At 42.9% G+C, this 18187-nt stretch carries 19 protein-coding genes; 4 read left to right on the forward strand and 15 right to left on the reverse strand.

Annotated features, from left to right (window positions below; all coding sequences use genetic code 11):
- Positions 1 to 537: 537 nt before the first annotated feature.
- The 4 genes from rpsF to LX64_RS23925 all read left to right on the forward strand — a co-directional run bounded on the left by rpsF (position 538) and on the right by LX64_RS23925 (position 2278).
- Positions 538 to 1038 carry a 30S ribosomal protein S6 gene (rpsF, locus tag LX64_RS23910; RefSeq protein ID WP_245952808.1) on the forward strand — a complete coding sequence of 167 codons (501 nt, stop codon included), beginning with the start codon at positions 538 to 540 and terminating at the stop codon, positions 1036 to 1038.
- Between the two features lie 5 nt (positions 1039 to 1043).
- Positions 1044 to 1310, forward strand: coding sequence for a 30S ribosomal protein S18 (rpsR, locus tag LX64_RS23915; RefSeq protein ID WP_111600229.1), 267 nt, complete (start codon positions 1044 to 1046; stop codon positions 1308 to 1310).
- Between the two features lie 6 nt (positions 1311 to 1316).
- The gene (gene rplI, locus LX64_RS23920; protein WP_111600230.1) at positions 1317 to 1763 is read left to right on the forward strand and encodes a 50S ribosomal protein L9; all 447 of its coding nucleotides are present in this window, start codon (positions 1317 to 1319) and stop codon (positions 1761 to 1763) included.
- Positions 1764 to 1888: 125 nt separating this feature from the next.
- Positions 1889 to 2278 (forward strand): hypothetical protein, encoded by a 390-nt coding sequence (locus tag LX64_RS23925; protein ID WP_111600231.1) that lies wholly within the window; start codon positions 1889 to 1891, stop codon positions 2276 to 2278.
- Here the strand turns inward: LX64_RS23925 and LX64_RS23930 are convergent.
- From LX64_RS23930 to LX64_RS24005, 15 genes are all read right to left on the reverse strand, one after another.
- Positions 2275 to 3588, reverse strand: a complete 1314-nt coding sequence (locus LX64_RS23930; protein WP_111600232.1) for a MutS-related protein — start codon at positions 3586 to 3588, stop codon at positions 2275 to 2277. The two genes, LX64_RS23925 and LX64_RS23930, sit on opposite strands and share 4 nt — an antisense overlap.
- 35 nt (positions 3589 to 3623) lie before the next feature.
- The gene (locus tag LX64_RS23935) at positions 3624 to 4901 is read right to left on the reverse strand and encodes an ABC transporter permease (protein ID WP_111600233.1); all 1278 of its coding nucleotides are present in this window, start codon (positions 4899 to 4901) and stop codon (positions 3624 to 3626) included.
- Positions 4902 to 5383: 482 nt separating this feature from the next.
- Positions 5384 to 6760, reverse strand: coding sequence for an NADH-quinone oxidoreductase subunit N (locus tag LX64_RS23945; RefSeq protein ID WP_111600235.1), 1377 nt, complete (start codon positions 6758 to 6760; stop codon positions 5384 to 5386).
- A 36-nt stretch (positions 6761 to 6796) separates the two neighbouring features.
- Positions 6797 to 8227 (reverse strand): complex I subunit 4 family protein, encoded by a 1431-nt coding sequence (locus LX64_RS23950; RefSeq protein ID WP_111600236.1) that lies wholly within the window; start codon positions 8225 to 8227, stop codon positions 6797 to 6799.
- Between the two features lie 31 nt (positions 8228 to 8258).
- On the reverse strand, positions 8259 to 10157 hold the full coding sequence (nuoL, locus tag LX64_RS23955) for an NADH-quinone oxidoreductase subunit L (protein ID WP_111600237.1): 1899 nt from the start codon (positions 10155 to 10157) through the stop codon (positions 8259 to 8261).
- A gap of 52 nt (positions 10158 to 10209) precedes the next feature.
- The gene (gene nuoK, locus LX64_RS23960; protein WP_111600238.1) at positions 10210 to 10527 is read right to left on the reverse strand and encodes an NADH-quinone oxidoreductase subunit NuoK; all 318 of its coding nucleotides are present in this window, start codon (positions 10525 to 10527) and stop codon (positions 10210 to 10212) included.
- A gap of 23 nt (positions 10528 to 10550) precedes the next feature.
- On the reverse strand, positions 10551 to 11045 hold the full coding sequence (locus LX64_RS23965; protein WP_111600239.1) for an NADH-quinone oxidoreductase subunit J family protein: 495 nt from the start codon (positions 11043 to 11045) through the stop codon (positions 10551 to 10553).
- A gap of 49 nt (positions 11046 to 11094) precedes the next feature.
- Positions 11095 to 11598, reverse strand: coding sequence for an NADH-quinone oxidoreductase subunit NuoI (gene nuoI / locus LX64_RS23970; protein WP_111600240.1), 504 nt, complete (start codon positions 11596 to 11598; stop codon positions 11095 to 11097).
- Positions 11599 to 11649: 51 nt separating this feature from the next.
- On the reverse strand, positions 11650 to 11988 hold the full coding sequence (locus tag LX64_RS23975) for a cupin domain-containing protein (protein ID WP_111600241.1): 339 nt from the start codon (positions 11986 to 11988) through the stop codon (positions 11650 to 11652).
- A complete protein-coding gene (nuoH, locus tag LX64_RS23980; protein ID WP_245952810.1) occupies positions 11988 to 13055 on the reverse strand; it encodes an NADH-quinone oxidoreductase subunit NuoH in 1068 nt (355 codons plus the stop codon). Before nuoH ends, LX64_RS23975 begins: the two co-directional genes overlap by 1 nt.
- A gap of 24 nt (positions 13056 to 13079) precedes the next feature.
- Positions 13080 to 14168 carry a 2Fe-2S iron-sulfur cluster-binding protein gene (locus LX64_RS23985; RefSeq protein WP_111600242.1) on the reverse strand — a complete coding sequence of 363 codons (1089 nt, stop codon included), beginning with the start codon at positions 14166 to 14168 and terminating at the stop codon, positions 13080 to 13082.
- A 78-nt stretch (positions 14169 to 14246) separates the two neighbouring features.
- Positions 14247 to 15611: an NADH-quinone oxidoreductase subunit NuoF gene (gene nuoF, locus LX64_RS23990; RefSeq protein WP_111600243.1), complete on the reverse strand. Its 1365-nt coding sequence runs from the start codon at positions 15609 to 15611 to the stop codon at positions 14247 to 14249.
- A 148-nt stretch (positions 15612 to 15759) separates the two neighbouring features.
- Complete coding sequence (locus LX64_RS23995) at positions 15760 to 16254, reverse strand: NADH-quinone oxidoreductase subunit NuoE family protein (protein ID WP_111600244.1); 495 nt, start codon at positions 16252 to 16254, stop codon at positions 15760 to 15762.
- Between the two features lie 60 nt (positions 16255 to 16314).
- Complete coding sequence (locus LX64_RS24000; protein ID WP_111600245.1) at positions 16315 to 17532, reverse strand: NADH-quinone oxidoreductase subunit D; 1218 nt, start codon at positions 17530 to 17532, stop codon at positions 16315 to 16317.
- Between the two features lie 80 nt (positions 17533 to 17612).
- A complete protein-coding gene (locus LX64_RS24005) occupies positions 17613 to 18143 on the reverse strand; it encodes an NADH-quinone oxidoreductase subunit C (protein ID WP_111600246.1) in 531 nt (176 codons plus the stop codon).
- Positions 18144 to 18187 lie beyond the last annotated feature (44 nt).

Here is an 18187-nt window from a genome sequence, read left to right on the forward strand (position 1 = left end):
TTGGGTTGACAAAATGCAGTAATACGGCATTTTATAATATCTCCCAATGTTAGTTTAATGTTCTTCTAATGGTAAACATGCGTCGTTGCTATATGGAGATATATTCCACCTATATCTTGGATATATTCGGTAGCTATTTTCAAAGGCAAGTCAAAGTCTTTCAAAGGCAGGTTAAAGTCTTTTAAAGGGTCGTCAAAGGCATTTCAAAGGGTTGTCAAAGGCAAGTTAAAGGCTTTTCAAAGGCTCGGTACATTCTTAACCGGGGTAGATGACTGGTTTGAATGGGGGAAGAAAAATCCAAATAGCCCCCATAAAGGGTGTTTTTTCACACTACAAGGTGGCTAAATGAGAAAAAGCCGGGAAAAAGTTGAAAAGGGGAATAGAAAAAGTTGAAAAGAATGTAATTTGCGTCAAGCGAATACAAATAGAATTATTCATTATATATCATAAATATTTGCTGTAGAAATGATGAAAATGTATAAGTAGTTCATTTTTAGGCAGATGATGAAAAAGAAACTTTAGTTAACCACTCATCTTTTGAAGAAAACCATGCAAGGGAAAGGTCCTGGTATTACTAGGGCCTTTTTATTTGTTAAAGGCGAAGAAATATTGCCGATTATCCCAGGAAACCACCTATCTTTGCAATCCTTAATTTTTTTAAACAAATCAATAAACAGGGAATTTATGTCAAACTACGAATTGATGGTGATCTTTACCCCTGTGCTTTCTGAAGAAGACTTTAAAGCTGCTCAGAAAAAGTTCGTTGATATCATTAAAGATAACGGCGGACAGATTGTGCACGAAAATCCCTGGGGATTAAGATCACTGGCGTACCCAATCCAAAAGAAAACAACAGGTATGTATGTTGTTGTGGAATACAGTGCGCCAACCGACCTCAATGAGAAGCTGAAAATCCAGCTTAATCGCGATGAAAATGTATTGCGTTACATGGTTACTTCTATAGATAAGTACGCAGCTGAGTACAATGCTAAGAAAAGAGGTGCCTTGAATGCTGAATCTAAAACCACAGAAGCTTAATAGTTATGGCAGTAAAACAAGAAATTAAATACTTAACAGCCGTAAAAACCGAGAAACGCCAGAAGAAATACTGCCGTTTCAAGAAAATGGGTATTAAGTATGTAGATTACAAAGACGCCGAGTTTCTGAAGAAATTCTTGAACGAACAAGGTAAAATGTTACCTCGTCGTATCACAGGTAACTCTTTGAAGTTCCAGCGCAAGGTATCTCAAGCGATCAAAAAAGCGCGTCAAATGGCGTTATTGCCTTATGTAACTGACCTTTTAAAGTAAGAAGCAATGCAAGTAATCTTAATACAAGACGTTGATAATTTGGGTCAAAAGAATGAACTCGTTGCTGTGAAAAACGGTTACGCTAGGAACTTCTTGATCCCACAAAAATTTGCTGTTGAAGCAAGCCAAACTAACTTGAAATTGCTTGAAGAGCGTTTGAAAGTTAAAAAGGTAAAAGAAGAGAAGATGTTAGCTGAAATCGCGAAAGTGGTAGAAGTGTTAAAAGCATCTCCAGTAAAAATCGGTGCTAAAACCGGTACTTCTGGTAAAATCTTCGGTAGCGTTACTAGCGTTCAAATCGCTCGCGCTATTAAAGAACAAAAAGGTTATGAAATCGACCGTCGTCGTATTCACATCCTTGATGATGTTAAAGAATTGGGTGCTTACAAAGCGAAAATCGATTTCGGTAAAGGCAACGAAACTGAATTGGAATTCGAAGTTGTTGCTGAATAAGCTTCCTCTGAATACATTTTTAAAAGGCTTCACCTCGGTGAGGCCTTTTTTATGCCCCCAAAAAACAATTCCTCCTCCACACCTGTTGTATTTGTATTCGCTCACTATTCCTTAACCATTTGATTATGCAGAAGTTATTCTTCCTTTTCGTTGTATGTTGTATCGCACCACTCCTCTCTTTCGCACAACAACAAGAAACCGAAACACCCCCTCCAAATACCATTGCTGTTGATTCAACCACCGCCGCCATTATGGCCGAACTTACCCCAACGCTTGATCTCAACAATCAACAAGCCGAGGAAGTACAAAGCGCCGTTTCCTCCTACCTTACACAAAAAAACTCCTACAATGGCCTCAAAACCCTCAATCCCACCAGCTATAAAAAGCAAAATGCCTCCAATCAAAACAAAATGTTCAAGAAAATGAAGCGAACTATGACCATTCGCCAATATTCGAAAATGCTAGGATTGAAGCCTAAAACTACCACGGCCTTACTCGCCGTCCTATTCTTTTAAGTAGTTAACATCGCGGGAATTCCCTCGTTCACCAATATCTGCCAGCCCAATTGCTGCTTGGCAACGCCTTGCTGTAAGATGTAATTACATTTCACCTGCTCGTCTTGCACCAAGGCGTCCATATAATAACAACTCACCTCCGGCATGGCCGATACACTGGAGAATAAGGAAGTAAGATGACTAGAGAAGATAAAATACCCATTCTTTCGCCCCGATAGTCCCTGCAATACTGTTTGCAAACACTTCTGGGCATCGTCCTGGTTAGTACCGGAAAATAATTCATCAAATACCGCCATCACGCGCTTGCCTTCCTTCACAATGGCAATTACTTCTTTTACCCGCTGGATTTCCTGCATAAAATGACTGTATCCCTTCTGTAGATCATCCGTTTTATTGATGGCGATGTATAGATGGTCGATAAACGGTATTTGAGCGGCCATAGCGGGCACGCCCATCCCAAGGTGGGCAAAGTATATTGCTTGGCTAACGGCCCGTAAAAGAGTCGATTTCCCCGTCATATTCGCGCCTGTTAAAAACATCGACTGCGCGGGGGCTTGCAAGGAGAAGTCGTTTTTTACCGGTTGCTTCAATTGTACATGGTACACCCGCTCCAATTTAAGGGCAGCACCGGGCTCGAGGCTTATTTTGGGGAATACCAATTGGCGCTCGGCTGTAAAAGTAGCAAGGGCATACAAGGCATCCCAATCTGCCAGTATCGTAAGCAGTCGTTCTACCGCCTTTGTATGTTTAACACGCACCAGGTGATCGATGAAGAAGTAATGCTGTTGTGGCAGTGATTCGTCGAGCGCAAACTTCCGCACCGAGAAGGTGGCGAGCATATCTTGTACTTCTTGGATGTATTGTAATACGAGCTGTGGCGGGTTCTTCGCATGCATGCGATCGATCCATTTGGCTACGTTATCGAGCGTATACAAGGTTCTACGGGCCGCATCAATAATGCGGGTGTAGGTATTGTTTTTAGCAATTTTATACCAGCTGAACCGGGTATAGAAGCGTAGCTTATCATCGCTGTACAGGATGGGATCTCCGCTTTTGAGGTAGTGTTGTAGGTAATACACTTGGTCTTCCGCTACATGCAGGTCGCATGCGGCCAAGTTACCCGCAATAAAGCGGATGGCTGCTTGCGTGGCTTGCAGGGTATTGTAATCGCCGATGGGCGATTGCATGCGTGTGCGCAATTGATCTCGGCCGTTTTGGGTTTTCGTATGATCTACGATGGCAAATATAGCGGCAGCCGGGTCATTTCGGTTAAAAATACCTAGGTCGAACAAACTATGCTTATCGAGCATAAAAATGGGTGGTGTTAGTAAATATATGGGTCGCGTTATTCGAAGCGCAAAGCTTGGATAGGATCGAGTTTCGACGCTTTAATCGCCGGTAAAATACCCGATAATAGTCCCACGATTGCGCACAAACCAACGCCAATGCCGATCCATAACCAAGGAACAACAAAGCTGGTTTTTAAAATCAGGGAAACTACGTTGCCCACCAACATACCAAAGAAGACGCCTACAAAGCCGCCCAGTACGCTGATGATAATGGCTTCGTACAAGAATTGTGTACGGATTGTTTTGGAGGTGGCACCTAAAGCCTTGCTCACCCCAATCTCACGGGTACGCTCTGCTACCGATACCAACATGATATTCATTAATCCAATCGCCGATCCAATAAGGGTAATAGCCCCAATTACAATGGCCGCAATGGTTACAAAGGCTAAGCTATTAAAAAGCATCTCGGCGATGCTATCGTTCTTCGTGATATAAAAATTACTTTCCTCGTCCATCCCAATATGACGGATAATACGTAATAAGCCAGTTGCTTCACCAATACCGGCATCCATCATTTTCGGATCGTTGATCGATACGTTGATGTTGTACGATGCATTCGGGCGGTTAAATACGCGTCGTACGTTTGTTACTGTTGTAATAACGATATTATCAGGCGAAAATAAATTGCTGGAGCCTTTGGATGTTAACACTCCAATTACGCGGTAACGCACGTTACCCAACCTAATCGGCGAACCTACTACGTTGCGCATTTCTTCACCAAATAACTTCTTCGCAATATCTGGCCCTATGATGGCTACGTTGCGGGCCGATTCCATATCGGCTTCGTTGAAATCGCGGCCGGCTTGGAGATCGTAATTCGTGTATTTGAGGTAATTCTCATCACCGCCAATAACGGCGATATTGGGATTCGTTTTCTTTGAACCGCTATACACGGTTACCGACCCCGGCCTATACCAAATGCTTACCATCGAAGGAAAATCAAAACGCTTTTTGAAATCCATGGCTTCTTGGAAGGTGATGACTTTATTTTTATTGGAAGTTTTGACTCTTTTTTTAGAAGCGGTTCCTTTCGTAGCACCACTACCTCCGCCGCCGCCGATACGCACGTTCATTTCACGGTTACGGATCATAAAACCATTCGCACCCATGGCCGAGAAACTATCGAAAATACCATTTTTCAAACTGTCGATGGCGGTGAAAATACCTACTATGGCAGTGATACCCAATGCTATAATAGCAACAGTAAGCGAGGTACGCAAACGACTTGCGGTAACGGATCTAAAGGCTAGAGAGAATATATCGCGAAAGTTCATAATAACCGGTTCGTACTAAAGTTAATAAAATTCTTTACTACTTATACTTATTGTGGATGAAAGGTTTAATAAGGGGTGTGAGGAGGGTGTTTTAAAGGAGATTTGGGGAAGATTTTTAAAGTGATTCTTTGGGGGAATAGCGGGCATACTAATTTATCTTTTATTCTAATTGTTACTTTCTTTGCTCGCCAAAGCAAGTAACCAAAGAAAGGCGAAAAACGCCCCGTGAACGGCGGGGGCGTTTTATCGGAGCGTTGATTGGGCGATGGGGGTACTGTGCTGCCGGGCGTTGGGGTGCTTTATTGGTGGAGGAGATGGTGTTGTGTTTTTTTGTGGAGAGGTGAAGGGAAAGTTGAGGAAGAAGATAAATGTTGACGACAAAAAAGTTATCGAGGGGGCGAATATTGATATATCAATGAAAGTTGGGGGCAATAAAAAACGCCGACTTTTGGTCGACGTTCTTTACTTATTGAAAACTTGAATTAGATCAGTTGTAATAGGAGGCCTGGGAAGATACCCAAGATGATAACGATAGCGGCGGTAACGAAGAGGGCTACTTTGAAGCCTGGTGTTACGTTTTCTACGTTAGCGTCGCCTTGTTTAAAGTACATAGCGATGATCACGCGGAAATAGTAGTAGGCGCTGACAGCGGCGCATAATACGGCGATGATCACTAACCACAAGAGATTGCCTTGTTGGATAGCGGCAGATAGTACCAAGTATTTAGCGAAGAAACCTGCTGTAAGCGGGATACCTGCTAAAGACATTAAGAAGATAGTGGCTACGCAAGCTACAAATGGTTGCTTTTTAGCAAGGCCATTGAAACCGTCGAAGGTGTAATCTTTCATTTTGAGCAAGATGGCGAAGATACCAATGGTGCCTACACTATAAGCGATAGCATATAACATGATACCTTGCACGGCTAATTGGTTCAGGGAAATAACACCGAACAACATGAAGCCTGCTTGCGCAATAGAAGAATATGCTAACATGCGCTTTACACTGATTTGGAAAACAGCGGTGAAGTTACCGATGATTAATGTAGCGGCTGTAATGATCGCTAACACTAATTGCCAGTGACTGCTCATGTTTCCACCATTGAAAGTTACATGGAACAAACGTAAGAATGCGATGAAACCTGCTGCTTTTACAACGGTTGCCATGAAGGCTGTGAATACGGTGGGTGAACCATCGTATACATCCGGTGTCCAAAAGTGGAAAGGAGCTGCAGATACTTTGAAGGATAATGCAAAACCAAGTAAGGTGATGCCGATCAGCGCCATTGGGTTCAATTCTCCTGTACCCAAAGCCATTTCTGTTACGTTGAAGGTACCTGTAGCACCATAGATCAACGCGATACCCATCAATAAAATACCTGTAGAGAAAGAACCCATCAAGAAGTACTTCAAAGATGCTTCGTTACTTTTCAAGTTTTGTTTATCGGCACCTGCTAAGATGTATTGCGGGATAGATAAAATTTCGATGGAGATGAAAAGAATCAACAAGTTGCTAAATGCACCCGTCATAGTAATACCCGCGAGGATAAAGAATATAAGGGCGAAATAATCTGCTACGTGCTCTCCTACTTTTTCGAATGCGCTACCGCATAAGATGAAGTACAGTAATGTGGCGCCAATTGCTATCGCATTAAAAAGGATAGAAAAATGGCTTACTTCCAACATGCCAAACAACACCTTGCTACCACCACCGGAGATCGTTTGCAAGTCGACGATATTAGCGACGAATGCCAATAATGCACCCAAAATAGCAATGTACTTTATTTGCTGCTTGTTCTTTACAAACAACCCGGTAAACATCAGGACAACTCCCAGTAAAGCCGTTGTAATTAATGCGTTCATATTATTGCGTTACAAAAAATCTGATAGAATATTGGTTTATTTCAACAATGCTGCCGTTGTATTGTGTACGAGATCGAGCATTGGTTGAGGGTGTACACCCAACACGAAAATGATGAGTACTACAACACTCAAGGCTACAAATTCACCTGTGCTTAAGTCGGTAAATGTTTGCGTTAATGGGTTGGCTTCGCCGAAGATCACGCGTTGAATCATGTTCAACATGTAAACCGCTGCGAGGATAATACCCAATCCCGCAATTGCCATAAACCAATAGTTATATTGGAACAAGCCGCTGAACATTAAGAACTCACCCACGAAACCATTCGTTAATGGTAAGGCAATGTTAGCTAAGCTGATAATTACTAAGAAGATGCTCATTTTCGGTGCATACGATGCTAAACCGCCCAGGTCGCTCATCGTTTTCACTTTCAAACGGCTTTCAATCACTTCTACAATCATCCACAAACCAATAATGTTGATACCGTGGTTGAACATTTGCAACATCACACCATCTAAGCTTTGTTCGTTCTTAACGAATATAGCTGCAGCCATTAAGCCAATGTGCGCAATGGAAGAGTAAGCAATCATGCGCTTAATATCGTTTTGCAAGATGGCAATGCACGATGCGTAAACGATACCGATGATAGATAATACAATCGCAACTTCAGCCCACATATCTGCCCCTAATGGTAACACCGGCAATACCCAGCGAATTACACCAAATAAACCCATTTTCACCATAATACCAGACAGTACCATGGTAACCGGGGTAGGTGATTGTTCGTAAGTATCTGGCTGCCAAGTGTGGAAAGGGAATACCGGCATCTTGATCGCGAAAGCGATGAAGAATAACCAGAATAACCAAGCCTGTTCGTTTGGCGCCAATGCTAAACTAGTGAATGTGCTATAAGAGAAGGAATGATCGCTTGTTTGGGTGTAGATGTAGATCAAACCAACCAACATCAACAACGAACCAGCGAACGTGTATACGAAGAATTTGAAAGTAACCGGAATCCGCTTCTCGCCACCCCACATAGAGCACAAGAAGTAAACAGGAATCAATGCTAACTCCCAAAATACGTAGAATAATAATGCATCATAAGAAGTGAAAACACCCATCAAACCGGCTTGTGATAACAACATTAAGCCGTAGAAGCTATTCGCGTTTTCGTAGTTCTTATTGAAGATAGTAATGAAAATGAGCGGAAAAGAAATAGCTGTTAATAAGCACAACATTACTGCCATGCCATCTAAGCCCAGGCTAAAACTACTTCCTAGTTGTGGTATCCAACTCGCAGTAAACTGCAATGCTTCGGGCGCAGTTTTAAATTGGCACCACGCTGCAACTGTTACCGCCAAAGTGGCTAAAGCCGAAATAATGCTCAGCACTTTTGGTCCCGATCCTTTAAGGCCAAACGAGATAAGGCCCGCAACTAAAGGAATCAATATGAATAAAACTGTCAACATAATTTTATCTTATCTGTAGAATCCGCTTCTATTAAATGAACAAACTAATCAACAACAACACGATCATACCTATCACCATGGCAAAGATGTAGAAACCTACTTGGCCGCTTTGTAACAAGCGAATTTGTTGGCTTCCCCATTGTACGCCTTTGCCTACGCCATTTACCAAGGCATCGATACCCGATTTCTCAATACCGTCTTGGAAGAACTTAGATAATGAATACAATGGTTTCACGATAATAGCATCGTACAACTCATCTACATACCATTTGTTTTCCAACACTTTTGCTAAACCGGTATTCTCAACTCCTTCATCTTTCCATGCCACGTATTTAGCACGTGCCCAGAAGATCATCACAATAACTAACACGGTAGAGATACCCATCAGGATCCATTCCATGCTGTGACTTAAATGATGTTCGTGTAAATATGGTGCAGATGGTGCGAAGATCGGTGCTAAGTATGCTGCTAAGAAGTTTTTCACATGGAATACTTCCGGCATGCCTACCCAACCGCCAACGATACTTAATATCGCTAATACGATTAATGGGAAAGTAATGGCAGCAGGACTTTCGTGTAAGTGATGTTCTTGTTCGTGTGTGCCGCGGAATGTACCAGAGAATGTCATGTAGTACAAGCGGAACATATAGAAGGCTGTCATTAACGCGCCGAATAAACCTACCGCGTAGAACACAGGGCTAGAAACGAATGCATTCGCTAAGATTTCATCTTTAGAGAAGAAGCCCGCGAAACCTGGGATACCGGCAATAGCCAAGCAACCAATGAGGAACGTGATGTTCGTGATAGGCATGTACTTTTTCAAGCCACCCATTTTGCGAATATCTTGTTCGCCACCCATTGCGTGGATAACTGAACCAGAACCTAGGAACAACAACGCTTTGAAGAAAGCGTGCGTCATTACGTGGAACACGGCCGCGGTGTAAGCACCAACGCCCAATGCTAAGAACATATAACCGAGTTGGCTCACGGTTGAATAAGCCAACACTTTCTTAATATCATTTTGTTTCAACGCGATGCTTGCAGCGAATACCGCTGTAGCTAAACCTACGATCGCTACTACCATTTGAATAGATGGAGCGAGGGTGTAGATAACGTTGCTGCGGGCAATCATGTAAATACCCGCTGTTACCATCGTTGCCGCGTGGATAAGGGCAGATACCGGGGTTGGACCCGCCATCGCGTCTGGTAACCATGTGTATAAAGGCAACTGCGCCGATTTACCCATCGCACCTACGAAGAGTAACATAGCGATCGCTACCAATACACCAGCATTAGAACCGAGTGCAGGCACTTGGCTGAATACATCGTTAAAGGAAACAGAGCCGAATTGCGTGATCATCAAGAAAATACCGAGCAGGAACCCAAGGTCACCTATACGGTTCATGATGAACGCTTTGTTAGCGGCTTTATTATAGGCTGGGTTTTTAAACCAGAAACCGATCAATAAGTAAGAACATAAACCTACACCTTCCCAACCAATGAACATCATCACGTAGTTGGCACCGAGTACTAAGAGCAACATGGAGAACACGAAGAGGTTGAGGTACGCGAAATAACGTGCGAAGCCTTCATTGCTCTCATCGTGCATGTAGGAGGTAGAGTATATGTGAATCAACGAACCAACGCCCGTGATCACTAATAGGAATAACGCACTCAAGCGATCTACTTGGAATGCGAAAGGAATTTTAAGCGAACCCACGCTGATGAAGTCGAACAAATGCACAATCTGCTGATTGAAACCTTCTGTTCTTACTTCTAAGAAAATGAGTAAGCTGACTACAAAACCGGCGAGCACAGTACCACTGCCAATTACACCTACGAGGCCTTTAGATAAAACCTTCCTGCCCAATCCATTGACCAGGAATCCTAACAATGGTAATAATGGTACCAGCCAAACGAGATTTATCATTGATCTTCTATTAGAATTATTGCTTGATAATTATTTAAACGGATGTACAGTATTAGTTTTTCAAACGGCTGAGGAGATTTACATCCACCGAGTGAGAATTACGATACATCATCACGATAATAGCAAGTCCTACAGCTACTTCTGCCGCGGCTACCACCATAATAAAGAATACGAATATTTGGGCGGAACCTGCATCTACCCTGCCTGCATCGGCCCACATTTTCGAGAAGGACACCAATAACAAGTTCACAGCGTTCAACATCATCTCGATGCACATGAAGATGATGATGGCGTTTCTACGCATCAACACACCCATGATACCTATGCAGAACAGTGCTATGCTTAAAAATATATAGTATTGAATAGGCATATGCTCAATATTTTCTTTGTTGATTAATCCTTTTTACCAATGATTACTGCACCCACCATAGCGCTTAAGAACAGTATGCTCGAAATTTCGAACGGTACTACGTAGGTGGTGAACAGGGTTTTACCCAAGTTCTCAATTAACCCGATGTCGGTTGATGTAGTACTTAATGCAGGCATATTCGCATCGCGTACAGCTGCTAATAATACTAAGAACATCACACCACCACTAATAACACCGGCATATTTCATCCAGTTGCGTTTCTGTGGTTCAATATCGGCATTCAAATTCATGAGCATGATCACGAAAAGGAACAATACCATGATGGCACCGGTATACACAATGATATGCACTACGGCTAAGAATTGCGCGTTGAGCAAAATGTAGTGGCCGGCTATTGCAATAAACGTAACAATAAGGCACAATACGCTGCTAACCGGGTTCTTGCTGAAAACAACCCCTAATGCCGAAATAATGGCAACGGCTGAAAGCAGTATGAAAAGTATAAGTTGTAAATCCATTCCCTTCTTCTATTTTGAAATGTATACGCTGTTACAGGTTTAATGTTAATTATCCTTTGGTTGGAACTTCAGGAATCAACAAATCATCTTTTCCATAAATGAATCCTGAACGTTTGTAATGAGATGGTGCAAACGTTTCAGTTAAATAAATAGCTTGCTTAGGACAAGCTTCTTCACAGAATCCACAGAAAATACAACGCAACATGTTGATTTCATAGCGCGCTGCATATTTCTCTTCACGGTACAAATGCTCTTCACCCGGCTTGCGTTCTGCCGCTTCCATGGTAATCGCTTCAGCAGGACAAGCTACGGCACACAAACCGCAAGCTGTACATCTTTCACGACCTTCTTCATCACGGTTCAAAATGTGTAAACCGCGGAATACCGGCGAGAATGCTCTTTTTTCTTCTGGGAAAGAAACGGTTACTTTTTTCTTGAAAAGGTGCTTGATGGTAATACCAAGCCCTTTACCGATCGCAGGAAGGTAAAGTCTTTCCGCGAAGTTCATCGGCCTTCTATCTACTGCAGCTGCCCTGTTAGTTAAATTTTGCATACGGCAAATTTTATTGAGTCTCTACTAGGTAGAGCGATTTTTTGTTTTTGTTTAGCAATTCACCCGGTCGCCACTTGTATTCGGTTGCGAGGTTACCGTGAAAAATATCTTTTCTTCGGTGTGATTGATAATGCGGTGTTGAAGGGTTGGAAGGATGTGTATTCCTTCACCTGCAAACACCACGGTTTTCTCTCCCTCTATTTCGAAAGTTGCGCTTCCTTGTAAAATGTAAAAGAACTGTTGCGCCTTTTCGTGGTAGTGTAGTGCTTCTGAAGTGCCCGGCGGCATGGCTTCGTGTATCACCGATAACCCTGGTGTATCCACAAGGCGCCAACCTTCACAGGCTTCACCCCAATTATAGTACACTACGTTTGCTAACGTTTTCTTCATTACTTATTGAACCAAGCAAGGATGGCACCACCTGTTGCCAACATGTTGAAGATCGCTAATGGAATTAACACTTTCCAACCAATACGCATTAATTGATCGTAACGGAAACGTGGTAATGTCCAACGAACCCACATGAAGAAGAAGATGAAACCAAACGTTTTCAAGAACATGAACAACATACCGAGGAGTGTCAACATATTCGGGCTCAACATCGTATCCAAATGCAAGGCATGTTGGAATGGAATGCTGTAACCACCGAAGTACAATGTTGCCATCAACGCCGAGCTGATGAACATGTTAATATATTCAGCGAACAAGAAGAAACCCAATTTCATGGAAGAGTATTCCAAGTGGTAACCACCGTTCAATTCGTTTTCTGCTTCTGGTAAATCGAAAGGAGCACGGTTACATTCTGCGAACGCACAGATCAAGAAGATCAAGAAACCTAGTGGTTGTTTGAATACGTTCCAGAAACCTTGATCCACTTGTTGTTCAACGATCTCTTTCAAACTCAACGTACCTGTTACCATCAACAAAGCGATCAAAGAAAGACCCAATGCTAATTCGTAAGAGATGATTTGAGATGCACCACGGATAGCTGCCAACAAGGAGAACTTGTTGTTCGATGCCCAACCGCCTAACATGATACCGTATACACCAAAGCTCACAATCGCGAAGATGTACAATACACCTACGTTCACATCGGTTACTTGTAAGGATACTTGGCGACCAAACATCTCCAATGTATCACCCCAAGGAATAACAGCGCCTGTTAAACAAGCTACTAACATCGCCAAGGAAGGACCTAGTACGAACAAGAAACGATTCGAATTAGCAGGGATAATTTCTTCTTTAAAGAACAATTTACCACCATCTGCCAAAGGCTGGAAAAGCCCCAATGGACCCGCTCTACTCGGACCGCGACGATCTTGAATCCAAGCCGCCACTTTACGTTCAGCCCAAGTTTCGTACATGGCAATTACCAATGAAACGGCTAATACGGCCGAAATAAGCAATATTTTCTCTAAGAGAAATGCCCAATCTATGTTAAGATCTAATAACATCATTTTTACGTTCCTAATTATTTAACTCTATTGCTTTTTATCGAAATCGTTAGAATGTGCCGGCCCTTCAATCTTGCTCAAATCAACATCCGGCCTGTTCACCTCGCTCACCGCGTGAATATCCATCAGTAACTTAGGATCGCGACCGTCCATTACTGCTTTAAAGGTTTCTTTCGGCTGTTGAACACCTACGTAATGGCCTTGAGAGATAACGCTATGACGGTCGATATTACGTGGACCTTCAATTACCCAATCTTTCACGTCTTTACGATCAAAACGACAAGTATCACAGATAAACTCTTCTACTTCACCGTATTTATCTTTACGAGCAGTTACACGGAACACTTCGTTACCGCGCATCCACAATGCCACTTTACCAGAACATTTATCGCATTTGCAATGTGCATCCACAGGTTTCAAGAACCATACACGGTTTTTGAAACGGAATGTTTTATCAGTTAACGCGCCAACAGGACATACATCGATAACATTACCGATGAAGTCGTTGTCGAGGTTTTTATGAATGTAGGTACTGATTTCGGAAACATCGCCACGACCTAATATACCGTGTTCGCGTTTGTTGGTCAATTGATCCGCTGTGAAAACGCAACGGTAGCAAAGGATACAACGCGTCATGTGTAATTGGATCTTATCGCCGATATCGATTTTATCGAACGTTCTACGTTTGAATTCGTAGCGGGTAGCATCTGCACCGTGTTCGTAGCTAAGGTTTTGCAAATCGCACTCACCGGCTTGGTCGCAGATTGGGCAATCGAGCGGGTGGTTGAGTAACAAGAATTCAACAACACCTTTACGTGCATCCAACACTTCTGGAGAAGTGATGTTCGCCACTTCCATACCGTCCATCACTGTAGTTCTACAGCTAGCAACGAGTTTCGGCATTGGGCGAGGATCTGCATCAGAACCTTTACTTACTTTCACCAAGCAAGTACGACATTTACCGCCGCTGCCTTGCAACTTAGAGTAGTAGCACATAGCAGGAGGCACCACCTCGCCACCGATTTGACGAGCAGCGTTCAAAATGGTAGTACCTGGCTCCACCTCAACGGTGATGTTGTCGATCTTAACCTTGAATAATTTTTTCTCTTCAGACATTGTTATAACAACTTAGCTATTCCATTGCGCCAAGGCTTTTAGTGAAAACGTGCAAGCCGGGGAGCAAGAAAAAATTTTTTATACAGCAGCAGGAGCAGGAACCGGTAATGGATCAGCGTAATGAGCTAAACCAAAATTGCGCGTTAATGCTTCGCTAGGATTATTTACGTGCCATTCGAATTCATCGCGGAAATGGCGGATAGCCGCTGCTACAGGCCAAGCTGCAGCATCACCTAATGGGCAAATAGTGTTACCCTCGATCCTGCGTTGGATATCCCATAACAAGTCGATATCACTCATTTTACCTTTACCATTCTCGATGTTTTTCAACACTTTCTCCATCCAACCTGTACCTTCACGGCAAGGGCTGCATTGGCCGCAGCTTTCGTGGTGGTAGAAACGTGCTAATGTAAGCGTATGACGTACTACGCATTGGTCTTCATCCAATACAATGAAACCACCCGAACCCATCATGGTACCTGTTTGGAAACCACCATCGCTCAAGCTTTCGTAGGTCATCATACGTTTCTCACCTTTTGCTGTAGTGAGTAACAAGTTCGCTGGAACAATTGGTACTGAAGAACCACCCGGGATGCAGGCTTTCAAACGTTTACCGTTTGGAATACCGCCACAGTATTCTTCAGAATAAATAAATTCTTCCACCGAAATATTCATTTCAATTTCATATACACCTGGTTTGTTGATATTACCACATGCAGAAATCAATTTTGTACCGGTTGACTTGCCTGTACCGTATTTAGCGTATTCTTCGCCACCGATGTTGATAATCGGCACTACAGTAGCCAACGTTTCCACGTTGTTTACTACCGTAGGACATTGGTATAAACCTTTTACCGCTGGGAATGGAGGTTTAATACGAGGCGTACCGCGTTTACCTTCCAACGATTCAAGTAAAGCCGTTTCTTCACCACAGATATAAGCACCGGCACCACGTTGTACGTAGATTTCTAAGTCGAAACCAGAACCTTGGATGTTTTTACCTAACCAGCCGGCAGCTTTTGCGTCCCTGATGGCTTCTTCTAAAATATCTGGGATCCAGGCGTATTCACCACGGATATAGATGTAAGTTGTATTTGCACCTAGTGCATAACTCGAGATCAATAAACCTTCGATGAGCAGGTGTGGAAGAAACTCCATCAAGTAACGATCTTTAAACGTACCTGGCTCAGATTCATCGGCATTACAAACGAGGTAACGAGGAACACCTTCTGGTTTTGCTAAGAAACTCCATTTCAAACCGGTAGGGAAACCCGCACCACCACGGCCTCTTAAACCACTCTTCTTCACTTCCTCGGTAACTTCGTCGGGCTTCATGGTTTTAAACACCTTTTCAGCAGCGGCATAACCACCGTTTTCACGGTAAGTTTTATAATACCTGATTCCTTCAATATGCGCTTTGTCGAGTAATAATTTACGTCCCATTGTTGAGCGTTTTGCTTTGTGCTATGCTGTCGTATAGCCGTTAGCGTTATTTATCTTGATACAAACCTGTTGGGTTTGCGGATTCTTTCTGTTGAACTGAGCTGTTGAATGCTCGACGAACTTCTGTTGCGTCGCACACTTCGGCGTTTTAGTTGCCTTGTGCTTTTCTACATTCGTCGATAATAGCATCTACTTTCGCAGGGGTTAAATGTTCCCTGTAGAATTTGCCGAGTTGCATCATCGGGGCATAACCACAAGCACCTAAGCATTCCACTGTTTTCAATGTGAACATACCATCTGGCGTGGTTTCGCCAACGCTAATACCCAATTTATTCTTGATGTAATCAACGATGTTATCAGAACCATTTAGCATGCATGGGCCTGTATGGCATACTTCGAAGATGTATTTCCCAACAGGTTTTAAGTTGAACATGCTATAGAAAGTAGCCACCTCGTACACTTCGATGGATGTTAATTGCAAGAGCGAAGCCACGTAATCCATGGTTTCTGCGCTTAACCAGCCATCAAATTGTTCTTGCGCCAGGTGCAATACCGGTATCAATGCGCTCTTTTGTTTCCCTTGCGGGTAACGCGCGATGATTTCATTTACTTTTTGCAGTTTCTCTTCCGAAAATTGAGCCACGGCTATATTAGATTTTTGTTCGTTAATGCTTTGTTTTCTCTCTTGTGCTTCCAGCGTTTATTACGCATCCAACTCACCCGCAATCAAGTTCATGCTACTCATCGTTAAGATGGCATCACTCAACATCGATCCTTTGATAATTTCTGGGTAAGCTTGGTAGTAAATAAAGCAAGGACGACGGAAGTGTAAGCGGTAAGGGCTACGACCACCATCGGAGATCAAGTAATACCCCAATTCGCCATTTGCACCTTCAATCGCGTTGTAGATTTCGCCCGGTAAAATATCCGTTTCACCCATCACAATTTTAAAGTGATAGATTAAGGCTTCCATCTTTGTATATACGTCGTCTTTTTCAGGTAAGTAGTAGGCTGGCACATCAGCATGGTAAACATCAGATGGCAAATCTTTCAATTTTTCCATTGCTTGTTTAATGATGCTAAGCGATTCCCACATTTCGGCGTTACGCACCAAGAAACGGTCGTATACATCGCCGGTTGTACCTACTGGAATAGAGAATTCGAAGTCTTGGTAAGATGAGTAAGGTTGTGCTACGCGTAAATCGTAGTCAACACCAGCAGCACGTAAGTTAGGTCCTGTGAAACCATAGTTCAATGCTCTTTCTGCGCTGATACCACCTACGTTTTGTGTTCTTTCCATGAAAATACGGTTACGCGTGAAGAGTGTTTCGAACTCTTTCAACACGGCAGGGTATTCATCGAGGAAACGCTGGATTTTTTGCATGGCTACCGGTGTGAAGTTTCTTTCGAAACCACCGATACGGCCTATATTGGTAGTGAGGCGGGAGCCACACACTTCTTCATAAATTTCATAGATCAACTCGCGGTATTGCATCACGTATAAGAAACCTGTGAATGCACCGCTATCTACACCAATTACCGAGTTACAGATCAAGTGATCGGCAATACGAGCCAATTCCATTACGATTACACGGAGGTAATCTACACGTTTTGGCATTTCGATCCCTAATAATTTCTCAACGGTTAAGTGCCAGCCGAGGTTATTGAGTGGTGCAGAGCAATAGTTTAAGCGATCGGTTAATGGTGTGATTTGGTAATATGGCCTTCTTTCAGCTAATTTCTCAAATGCACGGTGAATATAACCAACGGTAGGAACGGCAGAAACGATTCTTTCGCCATCCATTTCAAGAATGTTCTGAAACACACCGTGTGTAGCTGGGTGGGTAGGACCCAAATTCAGCGTATTTGTGTGCTTTTCGATGGAGCCTTCCGGCAGATTTATATGTGGCTGCTCTAACATATCCTTCCCTATTAAATTGACGCTAAGGTTTGCGGGCTTAGCAAATTGTTTTCTGTGTAAAATGCATTAACCGGTAACGCTTACGGCGCTAAAATATCGCCATGGCTACCACGACCAAACATCTCATCATCTTTATCGATACGCGTTTGATCTTCGAGCGGGAATTCTTTCCTCATTGGGAAATAATCCATTTCGTCTACGTTCAAAATGCGGACTAAGTTTGGATGCCCTACGAAATCAACACCGAAGAAATCGTATGTTTCGCGTTCCATCCAGTTCGCAGATGAGAATAATGCAGTTGCTGAGTTTACTTGTGGTGTTTGCACCGCTGTGTAAACTTTAAAACGCAATCTTACATTATCTATCAAATTGTGCAAGTGGTACACAACCGCTAATTCCTCGCCTACTCTGTCGGGATAATGAACCGCCGTTAAGTCCGTCATAAAACGGAATTTCAACGTTTCGTCATCGTACAAAAACTGCATGACTTTCAAGTTCAAATCTTTCGGTGCAGAGAAACTCAACATCCCGTAAGACTCTTCAAAATTGCCGACTTCTGTACCAAACTTGGCTTCCAGTGCGCTTTTTATTTGATCGTTTGTCAAAGACATTTACGAAATACTATTTACTAATTAACAAGCCTATATTATCATCA

Source organism: Chitinophaga skermanii, from assembly GCF_003259335.1.
Taxonomy (GTDB): Bacteria; Bacteroidota; Bacteroidia; order Chitinophagales; family Chitinophagaceae; genus Chitinophaga; species Chitinophaga skermanii.

Coding starts and splice junctions, on each gene's coding strand:
- rpsR (WP_111600229.1), top strand. CDS start 1,044: ATGGCAGTAAAACAAGAAATTAAATACTTAACAGCCGTAAAAACCGAG.
- LX64_RS23925 (WP_111600231.1), top strand. CDS start 1,889: ATGCAGAAGTTATTCTTCCTTTTCGTTGTATGTTGTATCGCACCACTC.
- nuoF (WP_111600243.1), bottom strand. CDS start 15,611: ATGGGACGTAAATTATTACTCGACAAAGCGCATATTGAAGGAATCAGG.
- LX64_RS24005 (WP_111600246.1), bottom strand. CDS start 18,143: ATGTCTTTGACAAACGATCAAATAAAAAGCGCACTGGAAGCCAAGTTT.
- LX64_RS23930 (WP_111600232.1), bottom strand. CDS start 3,588: ATGCTCGATAAGCATAGTTTGTTCGACCTAGGTATTTTTAACCGAAAT.
- LX64_RS23935 (WP_111600233.1), bottom strand. CDS start 4,901: ATGAACTTTCGCGATATATTCTCTCTAGCCTTTAGATCCGTTACCGCA.
- nuoI (WP_111600240.1), bottom strand. CDS start 11,598: ATGCAAAATTTAACTAACAGGGCAGCTGCAGTAGATAGAAGGCCGATG.
- LX64_RS23950 (WP_111600236.1), bottom strand. CDS start 8,227: ATGTTGACAGTTTTATTCATATTGATTCCTTTAGTTGCGGGCCTTATC.
- LX64_RS23975 (WP_111600241.1), bottom strand. CDS start 11,988: ATGAAGAAAACGTTAGCAAACGTAGTGTACTATAATTGGGGTGAAGCC.
- nuoL (WP_111600237.1), bottom strand. CDS start 10,157: ATGATAAATCTCGTTTGGCTGGTACCATTATTACCATTGTTAGGATTC.
- nuoH (WP_245952810.1), bottom strand. CDS start 13,055: ATGATGTTATTAGATCTTAACATAGATTGGGCATTTCTCTTAGAGAAA.
- nuoK (WP_111600238.1), bottom strand. CDS start 10,527: ATGCCTATTCAATACTATATATTTTTAAGCATAGCACTGTTCTGCATA.
- LX64_RS24000 (WP_111600245.1), bottom strand. CDS start 17,532: ATGTTAGAGCAGCCACATATAAATCTGCCGGAAGGCTCCATCGAAAAG.
- LX64_RS23985 (WP_111600242.1), bottom strand. CDS start 14,168: ATGTCTGAAGAGAAAAAATTATTCAAGGTTAAGATCGACAACATCACC.
- LX64_RS23965 (WP_111600239.1), bottom strand. CDS start 11,045: ATGGATTTACAACTTATACTTTTCATACTGCTTTCAGCCGTTGCCATT.
- rplI (WP_111600230.1), top strand. CDS start 1,317: ATGCAAGTAATCTTAATACAAGACGTTGATAATTTGGGTCAAAAGAAT.
- LX64_RS23945 (WP_111600235.1), bottom strand. CDS start 6,760: ATGAACGCATTAATTACAACGGCTTTACTGGGAGTTGTCCTGATGTTT.